The sequence below is a fragment of the Neobacillus sp. BF23-41 genome (genome assembly GCF_041106275.1).
The window spans coordinates 72,922-96,914 of the sequence record NZ_JBGBPR010000010.1; the positions used below are offsets into that span (position 1 = coordinate 72,922).

The following is a 23,993-nucleotide window of genomic DNA, read 5'->3' on the forward strand; positions in this document are numbered from 1 at the left end:
ATTAAATCAATGATAAAAAACCCTTCGTCCAACCGGAACGAAGGGTGGTTACTATAGATTTTTGTTGCTTATCTTTTAATACACATCACGTTGATAACGCCCTTGCTTCTGCATATCTTTTAGATCCGCTTCTGCTGCATCGCGACTCATCGCACCTTCTTTTTCAATTATGCTGATAAGCGTTTCATGGACGTCTTTCGCCATGTATTCCTTATCTCCACAAACGTAGAAATATGCACCTTTTTGAAGCCATTCGTACAGTTCTTTACTATGTTCAAGCATTTTATGTTGAACATAGACTTTTTGTGCTGTGTCGCGGGAGAAGGCAGCATCTAGTTTTGTCAGTACCCCATCTTGTTGATATTTTTCCAATTCATCTTGATAAAGGAAATCAGAAGCAGCATGCTGGTCTCCAAAAAATAGCCATGATCGCCCTTTTCCTTTATTCACGGTACGTTCCTGTATAAAAGAACGGAATGGCGCAATACCTGTCCCAGGTCCAACCATTATAATATCAGTATCATGAGACTCTGGCAGATAAAAATGTTTATTTGCTTGAACAAAGACTGAAAGCGTATCTCCTTCATTTACACGTTCAGCACATAAAACAGAACAAACCCCTTTACGCTCGCGTCCATGAGAAGTGTAGCGCACAGCACCTATGGTTAAATGAACTTCCTCTGGATTCGCTGCAATACTGCTAGCAATCGAATAGAGGCGCGGCGTCATTTTTCTTAAGCAGGAGACGATTTCCTGAGCAGTAGCTTTCCATGGACCGAATTCATGTAACATATCAAGCAAATCTCGTCCATTGCAATATTCTTTCAATTGGGCTGCATTTTCAACCAAGAGAAGCTTTTGTAACGCTTCGCTTTCTGTAAACGCGGCTGCCTGCTGTAAAATCTTTTTTGAAAGTAATGTAATTTCAAAATAGTTGATAAGCGCTTTCTCTAGTGACAATGTGTCACCTTGCTTATTGATAATTACAATCGCTTCTTCATCCCAATGCATTTCCTCAAAAAGCGAAGCCACAAGCTCTGGATCATTCGAAGGGATAATGCCTAGGGTATCACCTGGTACATAAGAAAGGTCTGACCCTTCTAGTGATAACTCAATATGTCTTGTTTCTTTACTAGAGCCTGTCCCATTGATATTAATATTTTTAAGAACTTTTGCCGGAAATGGATTTGTTCGTGAAAATGGTGTTTGAACCTGTTTGTCTTTTTCGGCAGTTTTGGTGTTATCCAAAGTATTTTGCATGGTTCTTAACCTCCAAAAGTAATATAGACAATTTTAACATTGATTTTGGAAATCAGATATGTATTTTTTCACAATTTTCATACCAATCCCGAGTGAATTTACCAATCAAAATTAAAGTGCTGGCACTATATATAGAAAAAATTTGAAGAAGCTTTAAGTTCTCTTTCCTTATTTAAAAAAGTTCGAATAGTGCCTGGCCCCAGTAGATCAATTTTCTTAATGCTAATACAAATTAATTGAATGAAATGAGCCTAGAAAATAGGATTAAAAAACTTGGGATTTCAACCATTCTATCCTTAGTTAACATAACAAATATATCTCAATCCGTAACTATCGGAAAAAAAGAATAGGTAAAGTAAACAATTTCAGAAAGAATTTTATAACCTTCAATTTTTTTAAAAGGCCTCTTTTGCTTCTGCTTCTGTCTCAAATTCAAACATTGTAATATTTGAATCTAAATACTGAGTGATAATCCACATAAAAATCCCACCCTAATTTAAAGATTAACTATTTGCTAGTCCTGCTGACTAACTTAACTAAATTAACTTAAGCTTTGTTGACCTTAAGGATAATTTGTTGTTAAAAAAGCAGCTAATTTTTTGCTCTTTTGTTTTCTTTCTTTGCGCACTCTTGCTCGCTCTGGTGCGGTCTCATGCAATTTTTTCTCTTCTTCTGTTTCCGGAATAACCTGTGGAACATCTGTTGGACGTTTATGTTCATCAAGTGCGACAAATGTTAATAGAGCTGTTGCTGCAATTGTACGTTTTCCACTTTTTAAATCTTCAGCAATAATTTTCACAAAAACCTCCATAGACGATGTCCCTGTCCATGTCACATATGATTCAAAACAGACCGAATCTGTTGTACGAACAGGATATAAGAAGTCAACTGAATCAGTTGAAGCAGTTACACATTCCCTGCGACTATGGCGAGCCGCAGAAACAGACGCTACCTGGTCCACATCACTCATTAATTTTCCTCCAAATAATGTATTGTGATTGTTTACGTCATTTGGAAATACACGACTTGTTCGTATAACTCGTGATTCTTTACAATATTTTGCTTCCATATATATACTCCCCTATTGAACTACTGGCACAATCTTCTACGAAATAGCTTTAATTAAGTCCAACCTATAAAGCTCTTAGTCTTCTAATAATTAAGTTTCTGGATCTTCCAAATAACTAGTTGACAGTGCCAAGAAACTAACGATTTCTTTTTACATCCCAATCCAGTGATCGTAAGAAAGGGCAATATACATGTTTGATTTTATGCATACCGAGAATCTCCCCTTGTAGGCTTTTTAAGATCGGCGTTGACATTAAGGAACTAAAGACTCCACCGTTTGTGATAGTAAAGACAAGATTTGGACCATGAAAGTTTCGACATGGATTTTGTTAGGTTTTTTGTATTTCCATGCACAATATCCCCCATGATTCTGTTTCTCCTTATGTTTTTCGTTCAAAAAAGTAATTATTAATTTCTTATGACTAAGAATAATGCAAATATTTAAATAAATAAAATGATATAAAATTATAATCACATATAAAAAACTTTTATATGGTATAAATTTAGGGGTTAATAATGGATTACCTTTATTAAAAAATAGTTAAAAAAACCATTAATTAGGCAGGAGATTTTTAAAGTATTGCTGGACCAGATTCTTCTAATGCAAGTACTAAAAACGAGACTACCCAGCCATTACTAGTCCACATTACTACATCCACGAATGGTAGTTAGTTCTTGAAATTTATTAGTCATCAAAGGATATATTTCTTTTGGCTTCCCTTGTCCACCTAGTGAAACCAACACCAGTAAAGAAATCTCCATTAAACTTATTTTGGCCCTTTTTTAATAAAAAACACCCGTTCGAAAAAGTGTACTTCTTCGAACAGGTGTTTTAATCATGGCTTTGAAGTGAAAATTCATAATCAAATGGGAGAAATTACAAACCTCCACAAGATTGGCTCGTCCCTTTTGCTTGTTGTTTTGTTTGTTCCGCTCCTGTTTCTTTTGTAACAGACTCATATCCATAACCTGTAGAACTAATTTCCAAGCTTTCTTCTTGATTCTTGTTTGTAAGATTTTTATCATTATTGTTTGTTTCCATTGTCGCCCTCCTTCCATATGTATAAATTATCTGCAATAATTCGTTTTTTATTTAAATATTTCAACATACCTTTTGATAGCTAGATATTTAATTACTAACTCTCCTTTGAAAAATAAACTCTAGTTTATCACTAGAGTTTAACGTGATCGAGCCATAACACCACGCACCAAAATATGGATCATGATTTCAATGTCTTAATCGTTTTTTCACATCATCAAATGACGGCATGCCTTGTTGTGCACCAAGCTTCTCTACAGAGAGTGAAGCTGCAGCATTGGCAAATTGAATGGCCTCTTTTAATTCGTACCCTTCACTGATTGCATAGCCCAAAGCGCCATTAAAAGTATCACCGGCACCGGTTGTATCCACTACAGTTGTCTGATAGCCATTGACATGAACAATTTCTGAACCATTGTAGTAGGCTGCACCAGATTCCCCTAGTGTAACGATTAGTTTATTGGGATATTTCTTTAAAATTTCATGCGAATATCCCCCAAATAGTTCCTCACATTCTGTTTCGTTAGGTGTAATAAAGGATGCCATATCTATCATTTCCTTCGTGCAATTAGATGCTGGCGCTGGATTTAAGAGAACAGGAACATTTTGTTGCTGACAAAGCTCAAGTACTTTCTCCACTGTTTCTGGTAGAATTTCTAACTGAACGATGACAATTGCACTTTTTGCTAAAAATTCTTTCACCTTTTCGATATCCGAAGGAAATAAACTAAAATTAGCACCTGGAACGACAATAATACGATTATCATTTTCAGATAATATGATATTTGCCACACCTGTGGATTGATCTTTTACTATATTAATATGTTCAATGCTAATACCCTCTTTAGTTAAATTCTCTTGGAGTTCTTTCCCAAAAATATCCTTACCGATTTTCCCAACAAAATTCACACAGCTGCCTAACCTAGCAGCTGCGACGGCTTGATTCGATCCTTTACCACCTGGAAAGGTTGAAAAGGACTTCCCTAAAAGTGTTTCTCCCTGTGTTGGATTTTTTTCACTTTCAACTACCAAGTCCATATTGATACTGCCAACCACCGTTATCATTTCATCGCCACCAGTTTAATTATTTTAGTACTGTACTCATGACAATTCCTAAGAACTTTTCATATTCAGCTTCACATGCAATTTCAACCTCAGGTAAAGTATTCCATGTATGGTGATGTCTTGTATCTAAAACTGTCATACTAAGTGTAAGTTCACCTTTTGTTTCAATGCCTACTTTTCCTCTCATGGTTTTAATGATGGATTCATCAATAAGAGCTCCAATCGCCATTGAATCAATTAAGACGCAATACGACTCAAAACCTCTCTTGTTAACAAATCCAATCATATTCAAGAGAAAATCTGTTTCTTGCATTTTCGTTTCCTCTAATAATTGTAAATGCTGTTGGGTAAAATTAACATCAAAATGCGTGGCCACATCTAATCCAATCGCGGTTAATGACACGCCTGATTTAAATACGATATCAGCAGCTTCAGGATCTACATATACATTCCATTCACTTTGGGGATTGTCTCCCGTTGCATTCGCTGTTGAATATTTGTTCAGACCGTACGCTCCTGCAATGGCGTAGATCCCTTTAATCATCGGGATGATTTCTGGACTTTTTAAGAAGGCCATTGCTATATTGGTTAATGGTGCAAGTGCTGCAATATATAGTTCATTGGGATATTTTTTAACGGTTTCAATAATAAGATCTATTGCATGTTGATTGACCAGATCCATTGCAGGCTCCGGAAGATTTGCATCCGCTTGTCCGTCTTCCCCATGTGTAAAAGGATCACTAGGTAAGTCTCGAACAATTGGTTTGGTCATCCCTTTAGCTACAGGTATATCTGTCCTATTCAACAGTTCAAGTGTTTTCCTTGCGTTGACACTTGTAATATCAACATGATAATTACCGGAAACCGTGGTAATTGCTTTAACATCAAGGACATCAGATTTGCAAGCCAGGATAATTGCTAATGAATCATCCATTCCTGGATCGCAGTCAATTAATACTTTTTTCATTTCAGTCATCCCCATTCACCTTTTCCATCATTTTTTGTAATAACTCCTCTTCACTCTTTCGTGTGCTTTGGTCGAATTTAGCGGTAGTACCTTCTTGCTCAATACAAATTGCCGCACTAATACTTCCCATTAATCCCATTTCAACTAAAGAACGATTTTCGCAGTATCCAATTAATACCCCCGCAGACGAACTATTTCCGCCACCCGTTACATCCACAACCTTTACATTTTTCACACTGCTTACCTTTACGGTGTTCTTTTTGGTAATTAGATAGGCACCTTCTGAACCGACTCTTAAAAATACCGTGTTAATGTTCCATTCTTTTAATCGTTTCATGATAACTTCTAAATCACTTTCGCCGAACAATGATTTGGCTTCATGTTTATTGATTGAAAAAACATCAATATTTTCAACTATTTTTTTAACTTGATTAATTAATTCAATATGGGCCGAATCTGAATTAATTTCCCAAAAATACGATCGGCATTTTCAATGGTTTTCAAGAGATAGTCGAAATTTGTCATATTTTTTTCTTTTTTTCTATTGCCAATATTTTTATATACTGATAATATAAAAAGTGCGTAATTTGGAAAGCGATTATTCAATATGTCTGGATCTTTCCAAGCAGATAACTTTTGACCACTTCCTCAAAGAAGTTAAGGCCATACGGACAGCCGGGTCAAATGCCGAATGGCAACTTTAGTTGCCTTATTGATTGAGTTAAAAGCTCAAATTTTATAAGTTGGTTACTTTACAACCAGTGCATATGCACACAACTTGTGAAACGGTCAATAAGAGTAGTAAAAGTGATTATTTGCTATATAGACTCTGATCCTATTATGATATATTTTGAATATTATAGAGCTTCCTTACAAATGTCCTCGGACCTTTATGGTGAAAGTATACATATGATTTTCATTACGGTATACTTATGCTTTTTTAATATTGATGATTATATCGAAAGCAAGTGTTGTGCGCGATTATGCGCTTTGCACTTGCTTTTTTTGTTGCGTTTCAACAGTTTTTTTAGGGGTTATGACAATAATTATTATCGTTCAGACCATTGAAATATTGTTATAGAACTCCTCTTTGCACGGTCAAAAGTCTATTAAGTTAGGAGATAAGAAAATGGGAAAAGCGCTTATTATTGGTTGTGGTGGAGTGGCATCAGTAGCCATCCATAAATGTGTTCAAAACAGTGAGGTATTTGAAGAGATTTGTATCGCAAGTCGGACAAAATCAAAATGTGATGACTTAAAAGCCAAACTAGATGGCGGCAAAACGAAAATTACAACTGCACAGGTTGATGCAAACAATGTTGATGAGTTGATTGCTTTAATTGAAGAAGTAAAACCAGATATCGTGATGAACTTAGCGTTGCCGTATCAGGATTTAACGATCATGGATGCTTGTCTTGCTACAAAAACAAACTATATGGATACAGCAAACTATGAGCCTGAAGATACGGCTAAATTTGAATACAAATGGCAATGGGATTATCGCGAACGCTTTGAAAAAGCTGGTATTACAGCTCTTTTAGGCAGCGGCTTTGACCCAGGTGTAACAGGGGTATTCTCTGCTCATGCACTTAAACACCATTTTGATGAAATTGAATACATCGACATCCTTGACTGTAATGGAGGGGATCATGGCTATCCTTTCGCGACTAATTTCAATCCTGAAATCAATATCCGTGAGGTATCTGCAAATGGAAGATATTGGGAAAACGGCGAATGGATCGAAACCGAACCAATGGAAATCAAACGCGTTTATAACTTCCCTGAAGTTGGCGAGAAAGATATGTACTTGCTTTACCACGAAGAACTTGAATCTCTTGCGGTAAACATCCCAGGCATTAAGCGGATTCGTTTCTTCATGACATTTGGCCAAAGCTACATTACTCACCTAAAATGTCTTGAAAATGTAGGAATGACTTCCATTGAGCCAATTGAATATGAAGGAAAACAAATCATTCCACTTCAATTCTTAAAGGCTATGTTACCAGATCCAGCTTCACTTGGACCTCGTACAGTAGGCAAAACAAATATTGGCTGTATCTTTAGAGGTAAAAAGGACGGAAAAGAGAAATCTTATTACGTTTACAATGTTTGTGACCACCAAGAATGCTATAAAGAAGTCGGTTCTCAAGCCATTTCTTATACAACAGGTGTTCCTGCGATGATCGGTGCGATGATGCTGATGACTGGTAAATGGAATAAACCAGGCGTATTTAATATTGAAGAATTTGATCCAGATCCATTCATGGACGCATTGAACAAGTGGGGCCTTCCATGGCAAGAAGACTTATATCCAGAGCTAGTAGATTCTGAGCCTCTTAAGGTAAAAGAGCCGGAGCTTGTTCGTTAAGATGCGGTTTGAGGAATTACCAACACCCTGTTATGTAGTCGATGAAAGTCTTGTCGAAAAAAATCTAAAAATCCTGAACGGAGTCATGGAACGGACAGGAGCAAAGATTGTTTTGGCACAAAAAGCATTTTCTATGACAACCATGTATCCTCTCATTGGAAAGTATTTAAGTGGTACAACCGCAAGCGGCTTGTACGAGGCACGTCTAGGTTACGAGGAAATGGGCAAAGAGAATCATGTCTTTGCCCCTGCCTATCGAGAGGATGAAATCGATGAAATTGTAGCCATTTCCGACCATATTATCTTTAATTCCTTCTCACAGCTGGAAAAATTTAAAGATAAAGCTCTTCAAGCGGGTTGTAAAGTAGGCTTGCGCATCAATCCTGAATGCTCCACACAAATTGGCCATGCCATCTATGACCCATGTTCACCAGGTTCTAGGTTTGGTGTAACAAAAAAGCATTTTCGTCCCGATTTGCTTGATGGCGTTTCAGGTCTGCATTTTCACACTCTTTGTCAGCAAAACTCGGACGACTTAGAAACCACTCTTCATGCAGTGGAAGAAAAGTTTGGTGAATGGCTCCCGCAAATGGAATGGATCAACTTTGGCGGCGGTCATCATATTACAAGAGAAGATTATGATATCCCGCGCCTAGAAGCTTGTATTAAGAGAATGCAAGATAACTATGGTTTAGAAGTCTATCTTGAGCCAGGAGAAGCGATTGCTCTCAATGCAGGTTACTTGATAACGTCTGTTCTTGATCTCCATCAAAACGGATTGGAGATTGCGATTCTTGATACTTCTGCCACCTGCCATATGCCTGATGTATTGGAAATGCCTTATCGTCCCCCGCTTTTTGGATCTGGGGAAGCTGGCGAGAAGCCATTTACCTATCGACTTGGCGGGCAAACCTGCCTGACAGGCGATGTTATCGGAGATTATTCTTTTGATCAGCCATTAAAGAGCGGTGACCGCTTAGTTTTCGGTGATATGGCGATCTATACGATGGTCAAAAATACCACTTTTAACGGAATGCCATTACCGGCCATCGCTGTTCAAGATAAAGATGGAGATTGTCGAGTCGTGCGTGAATTTGGCTATCAAGATTTTAAGATGCGACTAGCTTAAAAGAATACTATCTATGAAGAGAAGCACGATTACGAAGTTGTAGCTGCTACTCCTTCCTGAATATCTATTGAAAAACCAGATTCTGAAAGATGAGTCTGGTTTTTATCAAAAAGTCTGAATTATTTTTAAATATTTAATATTTAGATATTAAAAGGAAAATAGGTTATAATCGAAAGAAACTCGTAAAAAGAAGATGATATTTTGTTATGTAAGAGCCTAGAGTTCAAAAATGTTTTTGGACAGAAGATAAAAGTCATTGAAATTCCTGTATTAGAAACAAATAATTATTATTATTTTATGATACAAATTCGTTTACAAATATATATTTCATTTCTATATAATAAACCTCACGAAAAAAGCTGCTATTCTTTTCGGGAATATTTGAAACGAAAATTGAGTTGGCCTGATTTCAAAGAATTATATAGTATGAAACAGTTTAAAAGTAACGCTTAATTTTCTTAAGAAACCTTAAAAAAACTCTCCTACATTTTTTATATCATCTATAAAGAAGTAGTAATACGTTTATTTTATTATCTAAACAGGAAAAATCCAGCAGCTATGTGCTGCAGGATTTTTCCTGTTTCTTAGTTACTTAAGATACAGTTTATTACATTGATCTAAAATAAACCTATACCGTTTCTACTACCGCTTCGAGCATTGTTCCATTTTTAACATAATTCATATGCCAGGAGAAAGCTTTTTCTAAAACATGAGGAGTTTGCCCACCCCTTGTTTGTGCTTCCTGGTAATAGGCTCGCAGCTGTTCACGATACATCGGATGCGCACAATTCTCGATAATCAGTTCCACTCTTTCCCTCGGCGCGAGTCCTCGTAAGTCAGCATATCCTTGTTCAGTGACGATCACATCGACATCGTGTTCGGTATGGTCTACATGGGAGACGAAAGGAACAATGCTTGAAATGTTACCCGCTTTCGCAATCGATTTCGTGACAAAGATAGCTAGGCGTGCATTTCTTGCAAAATCTCCGGAGCCACCAATACCGTTCATCATTCTTGCACCTAACACATGGGTGGAATTTACATTTCCGTATATATCTAATTCTAAAGCAGTATTAATCGAGATTAATCCAAGGCGGCGGATGATTTCAGGATGATTAGAAATCTCCTGCGGACGCATCATTAATTTATTACGATATAATTCAAAATTGGAAAATACCTGATGATGTTTTGCTTCGGACAGCGTGATCGAGCAACAGGAAGCAAAACGTACTTTTCCCGAATCCATTAGATCAAACACCGCATCCTGTAACACCTCAGAATAAACTTCCAAATTTTGAAACTCTGAATCTAACATTCCATGCAAAACGGCATTGGCCACCGAACCAATCCCCGATTGTAATGGCGCCAAACTTTCCGTTAATCGGCCACTTTTTACTTCTTTTTGAAGAAACTCTATCAAATGCTGAGCCATGATAATCGTTTCTTCATCTGGAGGAACAATCGTCGATGGCGAATCAAGTTGGTTGGTAAACACAATCCCCTTTACTTTCTCAACATCAATCGGAATGCCGATTGTTCCAATTCGATCATCCGGTTTAACGAGCGGAATAGGAAGCCGTGACCCCTGTTTTCCAGGTTCATATAAATCATGCAACCCCTCTAGCTGTGTGGATTGGGCCATATTAATTTCAATAATAATAGACTTAGCATTTAAGGCAAACGATAAGGAATTTCCAATTGAGGTTGTAGGAATAACCATTCCGTCCTCTGTTATTGCAACCGCTTCCAAAATCGCAACATCTATATTCAACACTTCAGATCGGATGAGCTCCGCTGTGTGAGACAAATGCTGATCAACAAATAAAAAGTCTCCTTGATTGATTCCTTTTCGCATAGTCGCATCAGCCTGGAAAGGCAATCGCTTTCCTAAAATACCTGCTTCAGCAAATAGTCGATCCACATCCGAACCTAAGGAAGCCCCTGTATAGACATTGACTTTAAACCATTCATCATCCTTTACTCGGTTCACCAATGCAACTGGTACCGCTTTCACATCACCTGCACGTGTAAAGCCACTTAATCCTAACGTCATTCCGTTTTGAATCCAGGAAGCTGCTTGTTCAGGGGTAACCACACGGTCTCTTAGACGAAGATCCCTAATTCGCTCCAAATTTTTCTCCATAAAGCAATCCCTCTTTTCATAAATAGTTATTATCCTCATTTTACCTATTTACATCATCAGGATAGGAATTATGGAATATGATACAAAATATTCTGATAAAACAGCGAATTTAGGCTCTAAAGCAGGAAAATCTAGAATCCTAGAATCTTTCGAAAATAACTAGAGTATGATTGGCTAACAGGTACCCGCTCCCCATTATCCATCGAAAGCAAAAAGGTGGAATGAGTGTCAGGATAAATCTCTTTAATATGATTAACATTAACAATAAATGACCGATGGCATCTAATAAAGGAATCCTTCGGAAGCAAATATTCAAATTCATTTAGAGAGTATTTATGCGTGCCTGAAACCCCTTCTGAATACACACTCGTCTTCTTATCTTTAGCCTCTAAATAAACGACCTTTGAAAAAGGAATGGGAACCCAGCCATCCAATGTTTTCACGGTAACCACCGATTTCCCATCCGTTAAAGCAGGATAAATCGCTGTTACACAGCCCTCTAGCTGTCCATTATGTAAAAATGGTACGGCCATCCCGTGATAAGGAACACCAAAAACATCCCGGTTAATAAACTCAGAGACCTTTTGCTTCGTCACCAATGCATTATGGGCAATCGTCCCCTCCTTGACAGGGTCCCCAGCGCTTATTTTTAAATCAATTCGTTTACTTGGCCGATAGTAGATATATTCTTTTGTATTAGAAACAGCAATTGAAATTTCATCTGAAAATAATTCACCAATCACATCTAGCAGTGATCCTAAAGTTATATCTTCCATACTATTAACACCTCATTGACTATTATACTACTATTATTAAAACCAAACTGACGATTCAGATGGAAAAACCTTAAAAAGCCCCTATATCAGGAGCTTTTGTCAAAATATAAAATGACGCTGAGCATAGTAGCTGACAACAAACAAAATCCCTTCTGTGAAAATTTTACTAGTAAAGAGTGAAAAATTGCTTGTATGCGTAAAGAATTCAATCATCAAATAATTTCCAACTAGGATCAATACAGCTAAACTATAATATTTGATGATTGTTTTTGAATGGAAGTATTTCCCTTGATATCGTTTATATCTTCTGGGCCATCGTTGTCGGTATTTTATGCGGTGCTGGCTTCATCGCGCTTGCGGTTGGAGGCTCCTTTTTAATTGGCTTGGTCCTGTTTGTCTTTGTTAATAAAATCAAGATTGAGAATCCATACCTTCTGGTGATTAGATACAACGAAAATTCGATCGAAAACTCTTTGGAACATGTCATTTCAGGACACGCCAAAAAGCATTCCCTTAAATCTAAATCCGTTATGCCTGGGAATGATTTTGAAGTCACCTATGAAATTCGGGTAAAAGAGAATGATCTGAGCTTCATCAATCATATCTCTGCCATCGAAGGAGTAAAATCCGCCATTATGTTAAGCTATGATGGCAATTTTACTGCTTTAATTCCTCATCCATGTCGAAGCTGATTATATTTGATCAGCTTCTTTCCTTTTTCCTTTTTCCTCAATTTTCTGATCGAAAGATTACTTTTTCGATTCAATGCTTTTTGATAATAACACCAAATAAATGGATAAAGATATTCATTGACATCTGTTTCTACCATTCATTATACTAAAGTTATAAAAACGGTACACATGTACCACAATGCGGTTAATTATTTTATCATCTTACTATATAAAGAACATTTTCAAATAAATCCTCGGATTTTCATATAAAAAAAAGAATCTAATAGAAGATGAGGGATAGAGATGGGTTTAGTTAAGGTTGGCGTGATTGGAATAGGAAATATGGGCAGTTCCCATGTACAAATGCTGGATCAAGGACAAATCAAAGGAGCAACTTTAACGGCGATTTGCAGTAGCAATGCAAGTCGAACCGAATGGGTGAAAAATAATACGCAAGGTAATGTGCAAATTTTCCAGGACGAAGAGACCTTTTTTAATGAATCAGGAATTGATGCCGTTCTTATTGCCACACCGCATTACAGTCATCCAGAACTCGCCAAAAAAGCCTTTGCGAAAGGAATACATGTCCTCATTGAAAAACCAGCAGGCGTCTATACAAAAGATGTGCTAGAAATGAATGAGGCAGCGAAATCTAGTGGAAAAGTGTTTGGCATCATGTATAACCAAAGAGCCAATCCGCTTTATCAAAAAGTACGGGACCTTATTCACTCAGGTGAACTTGGCGATATCAAACGGATCAACTGGATTGTTACGGATATTTACCGTCCACAAAGCTATTACGATTCAAGTAAATGGAGAGCCACATGGCAGGGTGAAGGAGGCGGTGTTCTATTAAACCAGGCACTTCACCACTTAGATATTTGCCAGTGGACAACAGGGTTCCTGCCAAAGAGCATTCGTGCCATGTGCAGAATAGGAAAGTTTCATGATATTGAAGTAGAAGATGATGTAACCGCATTTATGGAGTATGAAAATGGGGCAACAGGTGTATTTATTACTTCAACTGGAGAAGCTCCCGGGTCGAATCGCTTTGAGGTGGCTGGCGATCGCGGGAAAATCATTGTTGAAAATGAAGAACTTACTTTTTACCGATTAACACAATCTGAACGTGAATTTAATGCTTCGTATACTGGAGGTTTCGGGTTGCCTGAATGGCAGAAAGTCGTAATTCCTGTAAAGTCTGAAAATGCAAATCACTCCATGATTGTTCAAAATTGGATTGATTCGATTGTTACAGGGTCATCTTTATTGGCACCGGGTACAGAAGGCATAAAGGCGTTGGAAATTTCAAATGCCATTTACTTATCTTCTTGGCTAAACGAAATAGTAGAATTACCTATCGACCCGGACCTCTATTATGAAAAATTACAAGAAAAAATCAACACTTCCACATATAGGAAAAAACATGTAAGAAATATTACATTAGATGTCCACGGGACGCATTAATGTGCCAAGGGTGTGCCAAGAGGACGGTACTCATGGCTCAATTATGGTTAACTTATCGAAGCACATGGCGAATGGCTGCCGAAATTCAATAAATAAAAACAAGCGCACCACCTATAAAAGGGGCCAGTACTCCGCTGCAAAAATGCTACGGAGTACTGGCCCCTTCATCACTTCCTTAAGGGCTTGCTGAATGATTATATGACGTTTTGTTTCAGTACAAACTCTGCAGTAATGGGCAAATGATCCGAAACATTCGTGTGTATCACTTCTCCAGAGCAAATTTTGGCATCTTCAGAAGTGAACATATAATCGATCCGACTATCTGGTTTATCTGCTGGAAAGGTAAAGTCATGATTTTGACCGAGTTCGGCAAATACATCTTTATAGTGTCCAGCCATCATTGGATATGGAAATATTTGCATGAACCTATGGTTAACCCAATAAATCTATAGTTTATCCAATATATTCATGATCAAATACCTGATAGTATAAATGAAAGGGCTTACTTTCGTATGGATTCATAGCATGGAATTATGTTGCCGCGAAATTTTGCTGTTGATTCTAAATAGCCTTCAACATGGCAAATTCCATATGTAATGCTAAAAGTTGCCACTTAACATTACTGTAAGCTAGTACAATTCATAATCCCATTACAGGCGAACAAAACAGTCCACTAATTTCCTCCCAGAAGTAAGCCTGCAAACTATAAAACTCCTAATGATAAATCAATTCATTTTTTGATTGGTAAGCATATTCTTCCATCTACTAAGCTAAGTACTTCTTTGACTAATTGGAATGATGTGTTGTCAATAGATAAAATGTTTTCACTTCAGCAAGACTTAGATCAATGACTAATTCTGAAGTGGAAATATACTTTTCCCAAAGGTCAAATAAAGTAAAGGTGGTGAAGGATATTTAACTTTATAAATTCAAGATATTGTTACCTCTAATAGAAAAAAGGCAAAAACATCTAAAAATTAGAAAGTGGTGTACGAATATCGTGAAAAAAAAATGTGTACATAAACAAATGAAAAGGACACTTGCATGGTTTGTAATCGTCCTAATGTTTGGTCAAGTTTTAACTAATACAGGATTTATGGGTGCAGGGACTGTATCAGCTGATACTTGGCCATATACAGGTGATGCTGCAGTCGGAGAAAATCAGCCGCGTATGGTGGGGCAACGTATGTATGATATGGAGAAATGGTCTTCTGAAACAGATCCATATGCGGATTTAATGCGTGCAAATATTCCACTACAGAAGCGAATTGAACCATTTACGGCCACACAAGCAAATCCAAAACTAAAATCAGAGGCAGAAATCCTAGTCATGGGCGGTGACTACGGGAACTCTTTCTTTGAAGGAGTACCATATAACAATGATTTCAGCCAATATCAATTTAACTTTTGGCAATACACGGACTATTATGCCTCATGGCATGGAGTAGTGACGAAAGATGTACCTAAAAGTCTCTATGATCCCGAAGGTCCTTGGCAAACGCGATTCTTTGAATTCGGTATTATCAATGTACCTAACCCTTCATATACCAATGCGGCACATAAAAATGGGGTTAAATCTCTTGGGTGTATATTCTTGCCTCGTGCTGGACAAGCCCCAAAACAGATGATTGTTCAGGATAAGAATGGAGACTTTCCAATCGGAAAGAAACTGGTTGAGTTTGCCAAATACTACGGCTTTGACGGTTTCTTCATTAATTTAGAAGAGACAGTTCCGGCTGCTGATGTCCCTATCTATAAGCAGTTTACCAAATACCTAATGGAGAACGGGCTTTACATTCAATCGTATGACTCTATTTTGCCAGATGGGAAACTTCAATATCAAAATCAACTAAATGAAAAGAACAGCCATTGGATTAAAGATGATACTTATGGTACAGTAAATAATTCTCTTTTTGTCAATTATGATTGGTTCAGATCTAACCGAATTGAAACTTCGCTAGAGCATGCTTCAAAGAGGGGAATTGATCCCTTCAAGCAAGTTTTCTTTGGAGTTGAAGCCGCCCAAGGAAAGTTAAGTGGTTCACATGGATCTGCAAGTGACGTTGAAAAATTACTTGATGAAACGGGCAATCTAAGAGGAAGCGTTGCTTTGTTCACCCCTAGTGACTTTATCCAGTTACATCTAGATCGAAAAGCAGAAAAAGCTGAAAATCAATGGATGATTTCAGAACGGGAAAGAATGTACTATTCAGGGGTTTTAATGGATCCGACAGATACTGGCAAAAAACCTGGATATTCTAGACCTGATGTTGAAGCTGCGGATGCAAGTGGGTGGGTCGGAGTATCTCATTTCGCTAGCGAACGGTCTGTTGTTAACGGATCAACATTCGTTACAAACTTTAATACAGGACACGGGATGGAGTATTATCAGAATGGTAAAGTGGTAAATGATCAGCAATGGTCGAATATTAACCTGCAAGATATTCTCCCAACTTGGCAATGGTGGATTGATACAACGAGTAAGAACAAGCTGAAAGTAGACTTTGATTATGGTCAAAAATATTATACACAAGCATACGACTATACGAAAGTAGGCGCATATAATGGCGGAAGTTCCCTTGTAGTATCAGGGAAGCTTGATGCTGATAACTTCTTACATTTATATAAAACGAATTTAGATGTAGCCGCAAACAGCAAATTATCTTTGACGTACAATAAACCTTTCGAAACAGATGATTCTAAAGTGGAACTGGGGTTAATATTTAAGGACGAACCAAATAAAATTGAATATATCAGCGTACCGGATGCTAATAAGAAATCAGAATCCTGGGTCACTAAAGAGTTTGACTTGAGCAAATTTAAAGGTAAAGAAGTTTCAGCAATCGGATTATCATTTGGAACAGAAGAAGATTCTGTAATAGAAAAATACCAACTAAACATTGGGGAAATTAAACTTACGAATGGCTCAAATGTAACACTTGATACACCAACAGGATTTAAAGTAAAAAAAGCGTTTGATACGAATGAAATGATTGTATCATGGGATCTTGAAGACTACAGTAAAGTAAAACAATATAACTTGTACGCAAACCTGTCTAATGGTAAAAGGGTTTACCTTGGCGGGACATATGGTGATACATTCTATATCAAATCATTATATGGCGAAAAAAGCATTGTAAACTTAGAGCTAAGGGCCGTTGGTGCAGACAAAACGGAGAGCTCTCCTGCAACAACAAGTTATGACTTTTCGACAAAAGTGAGTAATCTAACTGTAGAGGAAGCTTTATCTAAAAGCGGCAACCTTATGCAATCTGCAAATGCCGGTACATTGGATATAAGCTGGAAAAATCCTGATATAGATTATTCTGGCATCAACATAGAGGTTTCATTTAATAACAGTACCAATAAAGAGACTTTTAAAAAGACTGTTAATAGAGGAACTACCTCAACTCAGCTTATTGCTCCTGTAGCAGATGGTTCGGAATATACGCTGGCTCTATCCGTAGTCGGAACGGATAATAAACAAGGTGAACCGATTCTTTATACGGGCAAACTCAAGGATGTATATATTGAACCATATAATGGTGAAATCAATGTTACCAAGAGTGGTACATCTTCCTATATGAGCCTTGACGCTCCTAGACAAGAAGATTGGTGGCGAATATATGCATATGTAAATGGAAAGCCATTAACCTTCCAAAGTGAATATACAACACCTACTACATTCGGAATTAGAGGAAAAAGTTATTTGAATTCAAGTACAGCATCAAAAAATATTAAGCTTCCATCGGCATCAGGCGTGGTCACACTCATTCTAGAAGACTATAGTGGTAATAAGTCTGAGCCTGCAGCATACCTTTACGGTGATTCTATAAAAATAGATTCAACCATGATCCCGGATGCAGCACTGCTTGCCGCTGTACAGGAACAAGTTGGAACAACGACAAAAGAATTATTTAATTTTACTGGGAAATTAGACTTATCCAATTCAAATGTTAGTGATCTAACTGGTATTTCTTTGCTTTCAAATATATCCAGTATAGACCTTACGAATTGTAAAAGTTTAACAACCCTCAAAAATGGTACATTTTCGGGTAATTTGAAATTGAAAGAGGTTATTATTACAGGTTTAACGAATCTTCAAGCTGCATCGTTCAGTAATACTGCCATTGAAAAGTTAACTTACAACGATTTATCATCGTTTTCAAAACTTACATCTCTTGATCTATCAAATGCAAAATTTGATATGACTGAAGGGACTCCAGAACGGGCATTAGCCGACCTAATTGGGCAAGGTGCTGATTATAGTAATCAACGACCTAGTGTTTATATCGGGAAATTTGAAAACGACAAGAAGAGATTAGAAGTTAATAGTAACAATGGTGAGTTTGACCCATTAACCTTGCTGCCTACTATAACCGTTCGGGGAACTGATTATTTGAGCCTGACTGATAAAAGCTTTATTGCAGACGATTATGATCTAAACAAACAAGTGTCGGATTTAGGTTTGTTTGTTCAAGTGACGAATCCATCCAATGTGAAGTCTAAAACGGTAGATACAACAATAATTGGTACCCATCAGGTTTCCTATACATCCTTGACAAAAAACAAGGAAGTAGGAACATTAAACATTTTCGTGTATGCAAAAGTTAGCACGATTAAAGATATAGTGGAACAAGCTAAAATCGAACCAAAAGGAATTCGCAATGCTTTACTTGTTCAATTGGAAAATGCCGAGAAACATTTTAACAAGGCTGTGGCATATACACAGAATGGAAAAGAAAAACAAGCCGAGGAATCCCGAAAAAATGGCTATAAAACGCTTGAGAGTTTAATAGATTGGGTTGCAAATCAATCTGGCAAACATATTGACAAGGATGACGCAAAACAAATAACATCCTTGCTGGAACATATTGTTACAAACGAAACGATGACACCTTAATTGTATCTATGCGCAAACACACCAATTTGATATAGGAGTGTTTGCAAAGAATTCAAAATGAATGAAATACACAACGAGAACTGAATTAAAAGGCGAAAAAGCTGAATGGAATTCCATTCAGCTTTTTTAATCATCAAACTGCACCAAGCATTTTGTACTGCGCTTTTACTAATCCAAAGTAAACACCTTATTTTCTCATAAGGGTGTTATTTTGTACAGCCTTTTCTATTTTACCTAGATCATTAATTATTAATGAAATGATGGAAATCTCACGTTTCTAAAACCTCATTTTATTCCATTTCCTATTCATATGATTTGATCGTCGGAGGTATATAGTCTAAAAATTTATCTAATAATGCATCTGGTTGTTCTGCAATAATTGCCATCGAACGGAATTTCTCTTGGAGGAATCTTTGTTCGATCATATGGTCAAACAGGCTAATTAATGGGTCATAATAATGATTAATATTTAGAAGACCACAAGGCTTTTGGTGCAAACCAATTTGACCCCAAGTGAACATTTCAAAAAACTCTTCAAGTGTACCGGTTCCACCAGGCAAGACCACATATCCATCAGACAAATCAGCCATTCTTGCTTTTCTCTCGTGCATAGTTTCAACGGTAATTAACTCCGTTAAGCCTTTATGAGATATTTCACGTTCCTCCAATACTTTAGGGATCACACCAATCGCATGACCGCCTTCATTTAATACTGTATCTGCAACTGCACCCATCAAGCCGTTACTCGAACCGCCGTATACTAAGGTAATATTTCGTTTTGCTAACTCTTTTCCTAATAGAATGGCTCCTTCTCTATAAGCCTCAGAAGCACCGAAACTTGAACCGCAAAAAACTGCTAATTGTTTCATATCCTGCCTCCCCATTTTTTCTATCTATTATAAAATATATATGATTCCCATTGGAACTAGAATACAGATATACCGACGATTACTGACTTCATATCTGTGAAACGAAGGACTTATAACAGGAGAGCCAAACTTTCCTTACTAGATTCCTCTAATAATTGACAGTCTCTAAATTGTAAGAGACACCCAATTATTATCCCCCCTGTGTGTCTCCTTGTAAAATTCATAAGCAAAAAACCAGCAGTAACTTTCCCTTGTGTGTTAATGATGTGCCTGTAATTTTTTGCGTAAGCTTCCTACAAACCATAGTAAAAATGGGATTCCCACCATATTGACAGGCAGGGCAAAATAGATCCAATACGTTTTCAAATAGATGTAGGTGTATGTAGGGTTGGGAAAGATGACGGCTAAAACGAAAAAGAATGCTGAAGTAACCCAGATCAATTTCCGCCAGTCTTTTATATGGAGCAATTGTGCTGTGCCATAATTGGCTAAAAAGAAGTAAAGCGATAGCTTAATAAAAATACTAAGGATCCAAACCAGAACCGCCAGGATTTCTAAGTTTTGAATAAAATCCATTACGGTAACATAGCTGACTGTATCAAAAGCAGGGTGACGCAGCTTCGATGCAATTTCTGGACCCAAAATTAGCAATACCCAAATAGCGACTGTACTAACTAAACTGGAGGCTGCGGCAATTCCCCAAACGGCTCTTTTTGGACCCTTATGTGGCTGGTCCATAAATGAGAGAAGCATCAACATCATGACAGACTCTCCCAAGAAGGACAGCGGATATAGGGTCCCTTTAAGAATCGGCAGGAGGCCGGTATCTGAAAAAACAGGCAGAATATTCCTGTAATTGAAAATTGACACAGATAAAATCAACAAAATGAACACGGATAGGAAGATGATGGGACCAAACACTTCGCTGCACCGTCCAATTCCTTCAATTCCGCCGCTGTAAGTAATATAAATGAGTAACAACAGCATCGTTAAAACCAATACCCACTGTGGCGTGGTGGGAAGAAGGATGGTAATCGTAAAGTCGGCAAATTCTCTTAAGATAATCCCGATTACGGAATACCATAGAATAAGATAGACAATCACAATGAGCATCCCGAGCCACTTGCCCAAAATTTGCTTACTGTATTCAATAAGTGTCTTACCGGGATACAGCAAGGCAGCCTTTGATGAAACATAAACAATCAGCATCCCCGAAATGCCGGCAAGGCCAAAGGAAATCCAAGCATCTTGTTTAGCTTCTTGAAAGGTTGGGGAAAGAGTAAGCAGGATCATATTTCCCGTTTCGAAAGTGAACATCAACCAAAAAATTTGCAGCCCTGAAAGTTTCATTTTTTTATCTCACTTTCTTTGAACAATAATGAGGGCCCTTCCATTCCGGTCTCCCTGATCTTTAAGTCTGTTTTCACTATTATGTCCGCTTCTAAAAATTTCTTGTCCCAATCATGCTTCAATGATTTCCACTCGTTTGGATTCTTTCGGTGGATCACTTCGCCCAATCCAAAGATATCAAGGCCGTATTCCTTTTGGACTTTTGTAACCGTTTGTTGAACTCTTTTTTTAGAAATTTTTTCAAATTCCTTTTCTAGCCGTTTAAGATTAGTTGGGTACTGAACGTCCAAACCTGAATTATTTTCCTTCAGGGATCCTTCACCTTCTAAGGTGACAGAGAATGTAATCTGCTGATTTTTACTTATATGTGGTTCGATTTTACTGCTGAGTTTGTTTAAGGTGAGGCTGGCATTGATATCCTTTTTATGAACACTTATGGTCAAATTTTTTAGGATTCCCATTACCCAAAGCATATGTCTGTTTTCTTCCATATTCAAAAGTCCTTGCATTTTAAGGTTTTTATCAAATATAGCAACTCCAGCCATCCGAAGTAGCGGGGGATTTGCTGAATCTGCTTTCCCTTTTTTTACTCCTTCTTGAGAACTGCTAAATTCAAGAACAGGAATAGAAGGGCGTAAACCGTCACTGGTAGCGGCCATGAGGAGACTTAAATAAGCCGTGTTCCCTCTGCCGCCACTTAGTTTATGTTCACCTAATGCGGCAGTAATAGGTGGTTTTTCTAATGGATTGGATACAGAAAGAGCTTTCTTTGCTGTCGCCCCTTTGATCACAAAGACATCAGACCGCAAACTAACATCGGCACGCCGTTGTGTGTTGTCGAGTTCTCTCTTAAGTCCCCGTCTAGCAAATTGTTCCCCAAATATAATAACGCGCCGCTGTCCAGAAAACGCCTCCCTTGGTAGTTTTGTCTGTATGTTTTGCAAGGCGTCGCTTAGATCTTTTCCGCTCGCGGATATGGTAAAAAAGCCCTTTTGCATTGTTCCTCCACCGCCGCCTTGGGTCTGAATGTTGGAGGGAATAACAATTTGTCCGCTGAATTCTAAGCCGTCATTATTGGCAACATCCCAGCCTGAACCAATCCAAATGGCCTGTTCATTTAATTCCTTGCGATCCCAGCAGCCAGAGATAAAAAGGACAGACAAACATAATCCTAAACGAAGAATGATCTTCTTCAATCGTCTCTTCCTCCTTTTTGGGGATCTGGCTTTTGTCCTGGAGGTACCCGCTGTTTATCCTTACCAAAGGTAAAGATTGGCCCAGTCTGTAAAGCCCATCTTGGTGACCGAACTAATACATCCTTTAAATCGCGGGGAATCTGCGGGGCTACCGGAGTAAAGTACGGAACCCCAAAAGAGCGCAGATTAACCAGATGGATTGTCAGCGTAATAAAACCTAGGGTAATACCGTAAAAACCAAAGATTCCCGCTAATATCAGCATGGCGAACCTTATAACCCGGAGTGCAGTTCCCAGATTGTAACGCGGAATCGCAAACGAGGCAATTCCAGTTGTGGCCACCACAATGACCGTTGGGGCAGAAACGATTCCTGCTTGTACAGCAGCCTGGCCGACGACAAGTGCTCCGACGATACTGACGGCTGAACCGACCGCTTTCGGCAGTCGGATTCCTGCCTCCCTTAGACCTTCAAACACAAATTCCATGAGCAACGCTTCGATGATCGTTGGAAACGGGACACCTTCCCGGGCAGCCGCAATACTAATAAGAAGTTTAGTCGGAATAAGTTTTGGATGAAAGGTTGTAAGGGCGACATAGATAGATGGTAAAAAGAGAGCCATATTAAACAAAACATAACGAACAAGCCGAATGAAGCTGGTGTAGATAGGCCGTTCATAGTAATCTTCAACCGCCTGCATTCCATCCCAAAATGTCATTGGCACAATGAGGGCAAAGGGAGTGTTATCGACGATTATCGCCACCTTTCCTTCCAGCAGGTTGGCAATTACAATATCGGGCCTTTCGGTATTTTGGATTTGCGGGAACGGGGAATAAGGCATGTCCTCAATAAATTCCTCGATATATTCTGATTCTAGTATTGCGTCAATTTTAATGCGGTATAGCCTTTTGCGGACCTCTTCCAAGAGGGATTCACGAGCAATTCCCTCGATATAAGCAATTACAACATCAGTTTGAGAAAGCTCGCCAATCGAGAGGGGCTCGAATTTCAGTCTTGTGCTGCGGATTCTTCTGCGTAGAAGGGTGGTATTTGTCCGTATTGATTCGGTAAACCCTTCTCTCGGACCTCTAATAGCAATTTCTGTCGTTGGTTCTTCAACATTGCGCTTTTCAAATCCTGTTAAACTGGCAAGTAAAGCCTCAGACTCTCCATCTATTAACAATCCGACATTCGCCTTCAAGATTCCGTTGACCAGGTCGTTAATATGTGAAACAGTTTTAACTGGAGTGGCAGAAAAAAGTTGCTCCTCCATTATTTGTACAATTGTACGAATTTCACCTAATTCGTTCGGAAAACCATCAGACAATATAGGCTTTAACAGAATATTTTCCAGTGTTATTGTGTCCGTTAACCCATCTAAATAAATTAGAAGTATTTTAGGTTTTCCAGTTATATGAATAGGGCGAATAACAAAATCAGAGCATTTTTGAAACATTTCTTTTAAAATTTGCTCGTTTTTTGAAAGATCCGAACTGAACGGTTCGGTATTTTCATCTTCAGAAGGCAGTGAGGTCATCTTTTTCAATTCGTGTAACTTAATTCGTTTGCGGAATCGAACCATCATCAGAGCCCCCTTTATTTAACTATGTATATTTTTCCAATTTCAGGGGTTAATATGCGCTTTTGGCCGAACCTATGATGGAATATTATTTAATTATAACTAGAAAATTTTCACTAAATTTGAATCCGCTAATTAAGTGGGT

19 protein-coding genes and 1 pseudogene are annotated in these 23,993 nt (G+C 38.0%); 6 read left to right on the forward strand and 14 right to left on the reverse strand.

The window, feature by feature from the left end:
- Window positions 1-75: 75 nt before the first annotated feature.
- The 7 genes and pseudogenes from AB7942_RS16285 to AB7942_RS16315 all read right to left on the reverse strand — a co-directional run bounded on the left by AB7942_RS16285 (window position 76) and on the right by AB7942_RS16315 (window position 5,865).
- Window positions 76-1,260, reverse strand: coding sequence for a sulfite reductase subunit alpha (locus AB7942_RS16285; RefSeq protein WP_369447666.1), 1,185 nt, complete (start codon window positions 1,258-1,260; stop codon window positions 76-78).
- A 562-nt stretch (window positions 1,261-1,822) separates the two neighbouring features.
- Window positions 1,823-2,329 (reverse strand): acyl-CoA thioesterase, encoded by a 507-nt coding sequence (locus AB7942_RS16290; protein WP_369447667.1) that lies wholly within the window; start codon window positions 2,327-2,329, stop codon window positions 1,823-1,825.
- 153 nt (window positions 2,330-2,482) lie between these two features.
- Window positions 2,483-2,618, reverse strand: a pseudogene (locus tag AB7942_RS16295) (2-oxo acid dehydrogenase subunit E2); the annotation flags it as partial.
- 587 nt (window positions 2,619-3,205) lie between these two features.
- Window positions 3,206-3,370 (reverse strand): hypothetical protein, encoded by a 165-nt coding sequence (locus tag AB7942_RS16300; RefSeq protein WP_369447668.1) that lies wholly within the window; start codon window positions 3,368-3,370, stop codon window positions 3,206-3,208.
- A 186-nt stretch (window positions 3,371-3,556) separates the two neighbouring features.
- Window positions 3,557-4,432, reverse strand: a complete 876-nt coding sequence (gene rbsK / locus AB7942_RS16305) for a ribokinase (RefSeq protein ID WP_098933509.1) — start codon at window positions 4,430-4,432, stop codon at window positions 3,557-3,559.
- A gap of 19 nt (window positions 4,433-4,451) precedes the next feature.
- On the reverse strand, window positions 4,452-5,399 hold the full coding sequence (locus AB7942_RS16310) for a nucleoside hydrolase (RefSeq protein ID WP_369447669.1): 948 nt from the start codon (window positions 5,397-5,399) through the stop codon (window positions 4,452-4,454).
- Between the two features lies 1 nt (window position 5,400).
- Entirely contained in the window at window positions 5,401-5,865 is a 465-nt protein-coding gene (locus tag AB7942_RS16315; protein WP_369447763.1) for a carbohydrate kinase family protein, read from the reverse strand.
- A gap of 663 nt (window positions 5,866-6,528) precedes the next feature.
- Between AB7942_RS16315 and AB7942_RS16320 the strand changes: the two genes are divergently transcribed.
- The 3 genes from AB7942_RS16320 (at window position 6,529) to AB7942_RS16330 (ending at window position 9,349) form a co-directional block, all read left to right on the forward strand.
- Window positions 6,529-7,767: a saccharopine dehydrogenase family protein gene (locus tag AB7942_RS16320; RefSeq protein WP_168241849.1), complete on the forward strand. Its 1,239-nt coding sequence runs from the start codon at window positions 6,529-6,531 to the stop codon at window positions 7,765-7,767.
- A 1-nt stretch (window position 7,768) separates the two neighbouring features.
- Window positions 7,769-8,896 (forward strand): carboxynorspermidine decarboxylase, encoded by a 1,128-nt coding sequence (gene nspC, locus AB7942_RS16325; protein ID WP_369447670.1) that lies wholly within the window; start codon window positions 7,769-7,771, stop codon window positions 8,894-8,896.
- A gap of 201 nt (window positions 8,897-9,097) precedes the next feature.
- Window positions 9,098-9,349 (forward strand): DUF2535 family protein, encoded by a 252-nt coding sequence (locus AB7942_RS16330; RefSeq protein WP_369447671.1) that lies wholly within the window; start codon window positions 9,098-9,100, stop codon window positions 9,347-9,349.
- Between the two features lie 175 nt (window positions 9,350-9,524).
- Here AB7942_RS16330 and AB7942_RS16335 read toward each other — a convergent pair whose 3' ends face one another.
- Window positions 9,525-11,039: a succinyl-CoA:acetate CoA-transferase ScpC gene (locus tag AB7942_RS16335; protein WP_369447672.1), complete on the reverse strand. Its 1,515-nt coding sequence runs from the start codon at window positions 11,037-11,039 to the stop codon at window positions 9,525-9,527.
- Between the two features lie 131 nt (window positions 11,040-11,170).
- Entirely contained in the window at window positions 11,171-11,815 is a 645-nt protein-coding gene (locus AB7942_RS16340; RefSeq protein ID WP_088085383.1) for a LytTR family DNA-binding domain-containing protein, read from the reverse strand.
- A 269-nt stretch (window positions 11,816-12,084) separates the two neighbouring features.
- On the opposite strand from AB7942_RS16340, the gene AB7942_RS16345 reads away from it, so the two are divergent.
- Together AB7942_RS16345 and AB7942_RS16350 are read left to right on the forward strand one after the other, a co-directional pair.
- Window positions 12,085-12,507: a hypothetical protein gene (locus AB7942_RS16345; protein WP_369447673.1), complete on the forward strand. Its 423-nt coding sequence runs from the start codon at window positions 12,085-12,087 to the stop codon at window positions 12,505-12,507.
- Window positions 12,508-12,789: 282 nt separating this feature from the next.
- Window positions 12,790-13,953 carry a Gfo/Idh/MocA family protein gene (locus AB7942_RS16350; protein WP_369447674.1) on the forward strand — a complete coding sequence of 388 codons (1,164 nt, stop codon included), beginning with the start codon at window positions 12,790-12,792 and terminating at the stop codon, window positions 13,951-13,953.
- A gap of 194 nt (window positions 13,954-14,147) precedes the next feature.
- On the opposite strand, the gene AB7942_RS16355 is transcribed toward AB7942_RS16350, so the two are convergent.
- The gene (locus AB7942_RS16355) at window positions 14,148-14,375 is read right to left on the reverse strand and encodes an exonuclease/endonuclease/phosphatase family protein (RefSeq protein ID WP_369447675.1); all 228 of its coding nucleotides are present in this window, start codon (window positions 14,373-14,375) and stop codon (window positions 14,148-14,150) included.
- A 578-nt stretch (window positions 14,376-14,953) separates the two neighbouring features.
- Here AB7942_RS16355 and AB7942_RS16360 point away from each other — a divergent pair.
- Window positions 14,954-18,856, forward strand: a complete 3,903-nt coding sequence (locus AB7942_RS16360) for an endo-beta-N-acetylglucosaminidase (protein ID WP_369447676.1) — start codon at window positions 14,954-14,956, stop codon at window positions 18,854-18,856.
- 302 nt (window positions 18,857-19,158) lie between these two features.
- Here AB7942_RS16360 and AB7942_RS16365 read toward each other — a convergent pair whose 3' ends face one another.
- From AB7942_RS16365 to AB7942_RS16380, 4 genes are all read right to left on the reverse strand, one after another.
- Window positions 19,159-19,725 (reverse strand): LOG family protein, encoded by a 567-nt coding sequence (locus AB7942_RS16365; protein ID WP_369447677.1) that lies wholly within the window; start codon window positions 19,723-19,725, stop codon window positions 19,159-19,161.
- A 258-nt stretch (window positions 19,726-19,983) separates the two neighbouring features.
- Window positions 19,984-21,075 carry a GerAB/ArcD/ProY family transporter gene (locus tag AB7942_RS16370; protein WP_369447678.1) on the reverse strand — a complete coding sequence of 364 codons (1,092 nt, stop codon included), beginning with the start codon at window positions 21,073-21,075 and terminating at the stop codon, window positions 19,984-19,986.
- Window positions 21,072-22,271, reverse strand: a complete 1,200-nt coding sequence (locus AB7942_RS16375) for a Ger(x)C family spore germination protein (RefSeq protein ID WP_369447679.1) — start codon at window positions 22,269-22,271, stop codon at window positions 21,072-21,074. The genes AB7942_RS16370 and AB7942_RS16375 overlap by 4 nt, the downstream gene beginning before the upstream one ends.
- Window positions 22,268-23,854 carry a spore germination protein gene (locus AB7942_RS16380; RefSeq protein ID WP_483310880.1) on the reverse strand — a complete coding sequence of 529 codons (1,587 nt, stop codon included), beginning with the start codon at window positions 23,852-23,854 and terminating at the stop codon, window positions 22,268-22,270. Before AB7942_RS16380 ends, AB7942_RS16375 begins: the two co-directional genes overlap by 4 nt.
- Window positions 23,855-23,993 lie beyond the last annotated feature (139 nt).

Coding starts and splice junctions, on each gene's coding strand:
- AB7942_RS16285 (WP_369447666.1), bottom strand. CDS start 1,260: ATGCAAAATACTTTGGATAACACCAAAACTGCCGAAAAAGACAAACAG.
- AB7942_RS16290 (WP_369447667.1), bottom strand. CDS start 2,329: ATGGAAGCAAAATATTGTAAAGAATCACGAGTTATACGAACAAGTCGT.
- AB7942_RS16300 (WP_369447668.1), bottom strand. CDS start 3,370: ATGGAAACAAACAATAATGATAAAAATCTTACAAACAAGAATCAAGAA.
- rbsK (WP_098933509.1), bottom strand. CDS start 4,432: ATGATAACGGTGGTTGGCAGTATCAATATGGACTTGGTAGTTGAAAGT.
- AB7942_RS16310 (WP_369447669.1), bottom strand. CDS start 5,399: ATGAAAAAAGTATTAATTGACTGCGATCCAGGAATGGATGATTCATTA.
- AB7942_RS16320 (WP_168241849.1), top strand. CDS start 6,529: ATGGGAAAAGCGCTTATTATTGGTTGTGGTGGAGTGGCATCAGTAGCC.
- nspC (WP_369447670.1), top strand. CDS start 7,769: ATGCGGTTTGAGGAATTACCAACACCCTGTTATGTAGTCGATGAAAGT.
- AB7942_RS16335 (WP_369447672.1), bottom strand. CDS start 11,039: ATGGAGAAAAATTTGGAGCGAATTAGGGATCTTCGTCTAAGAGACCGT.
- AB7942_RS16340 (WP_088085383.1), bottom strand. CDS start 11,815: ATGGAAGATATAACTTTAGGATCACTGCTAGATGTGATTGGTGAATTA.
- AB7942_RS16350 (WP_369447674.1), top strand. CDS start 12,790: ATGGGTTTAGTTAAGGTTGGCGTGATTGGAATAGGAAATATGGGCAGT.
- AB7942_RS16355 (WP_369447675.1), bottom strand. CDS start 14,375: ATGCAAATATTTCCATATCCAATGATGGCTGGACACTATAAAGATGTA.
- AB7942_RS16365 (WP_369447677.1), bottom strand. CDS start 19,725: ATGAAACAATTAGCAGTTTTTTGCGGTTCAAGTTTCGGTGCTTCTGAG.
- AB7942_RS16370 (WP_369447678.1), bottom strand. CDS start 21,075: ATGAAACTTTCAGGGCTGCAAATTTTTTGGTTGATGTTCACTTTCGAA.
- AB7942_RS16380 (WP_483310880.1), bottom strand. CDS start 23,854: ATGATGGTTCGATTCCGCAAACGAATTAAGTTACACGAATTGAAAAAG.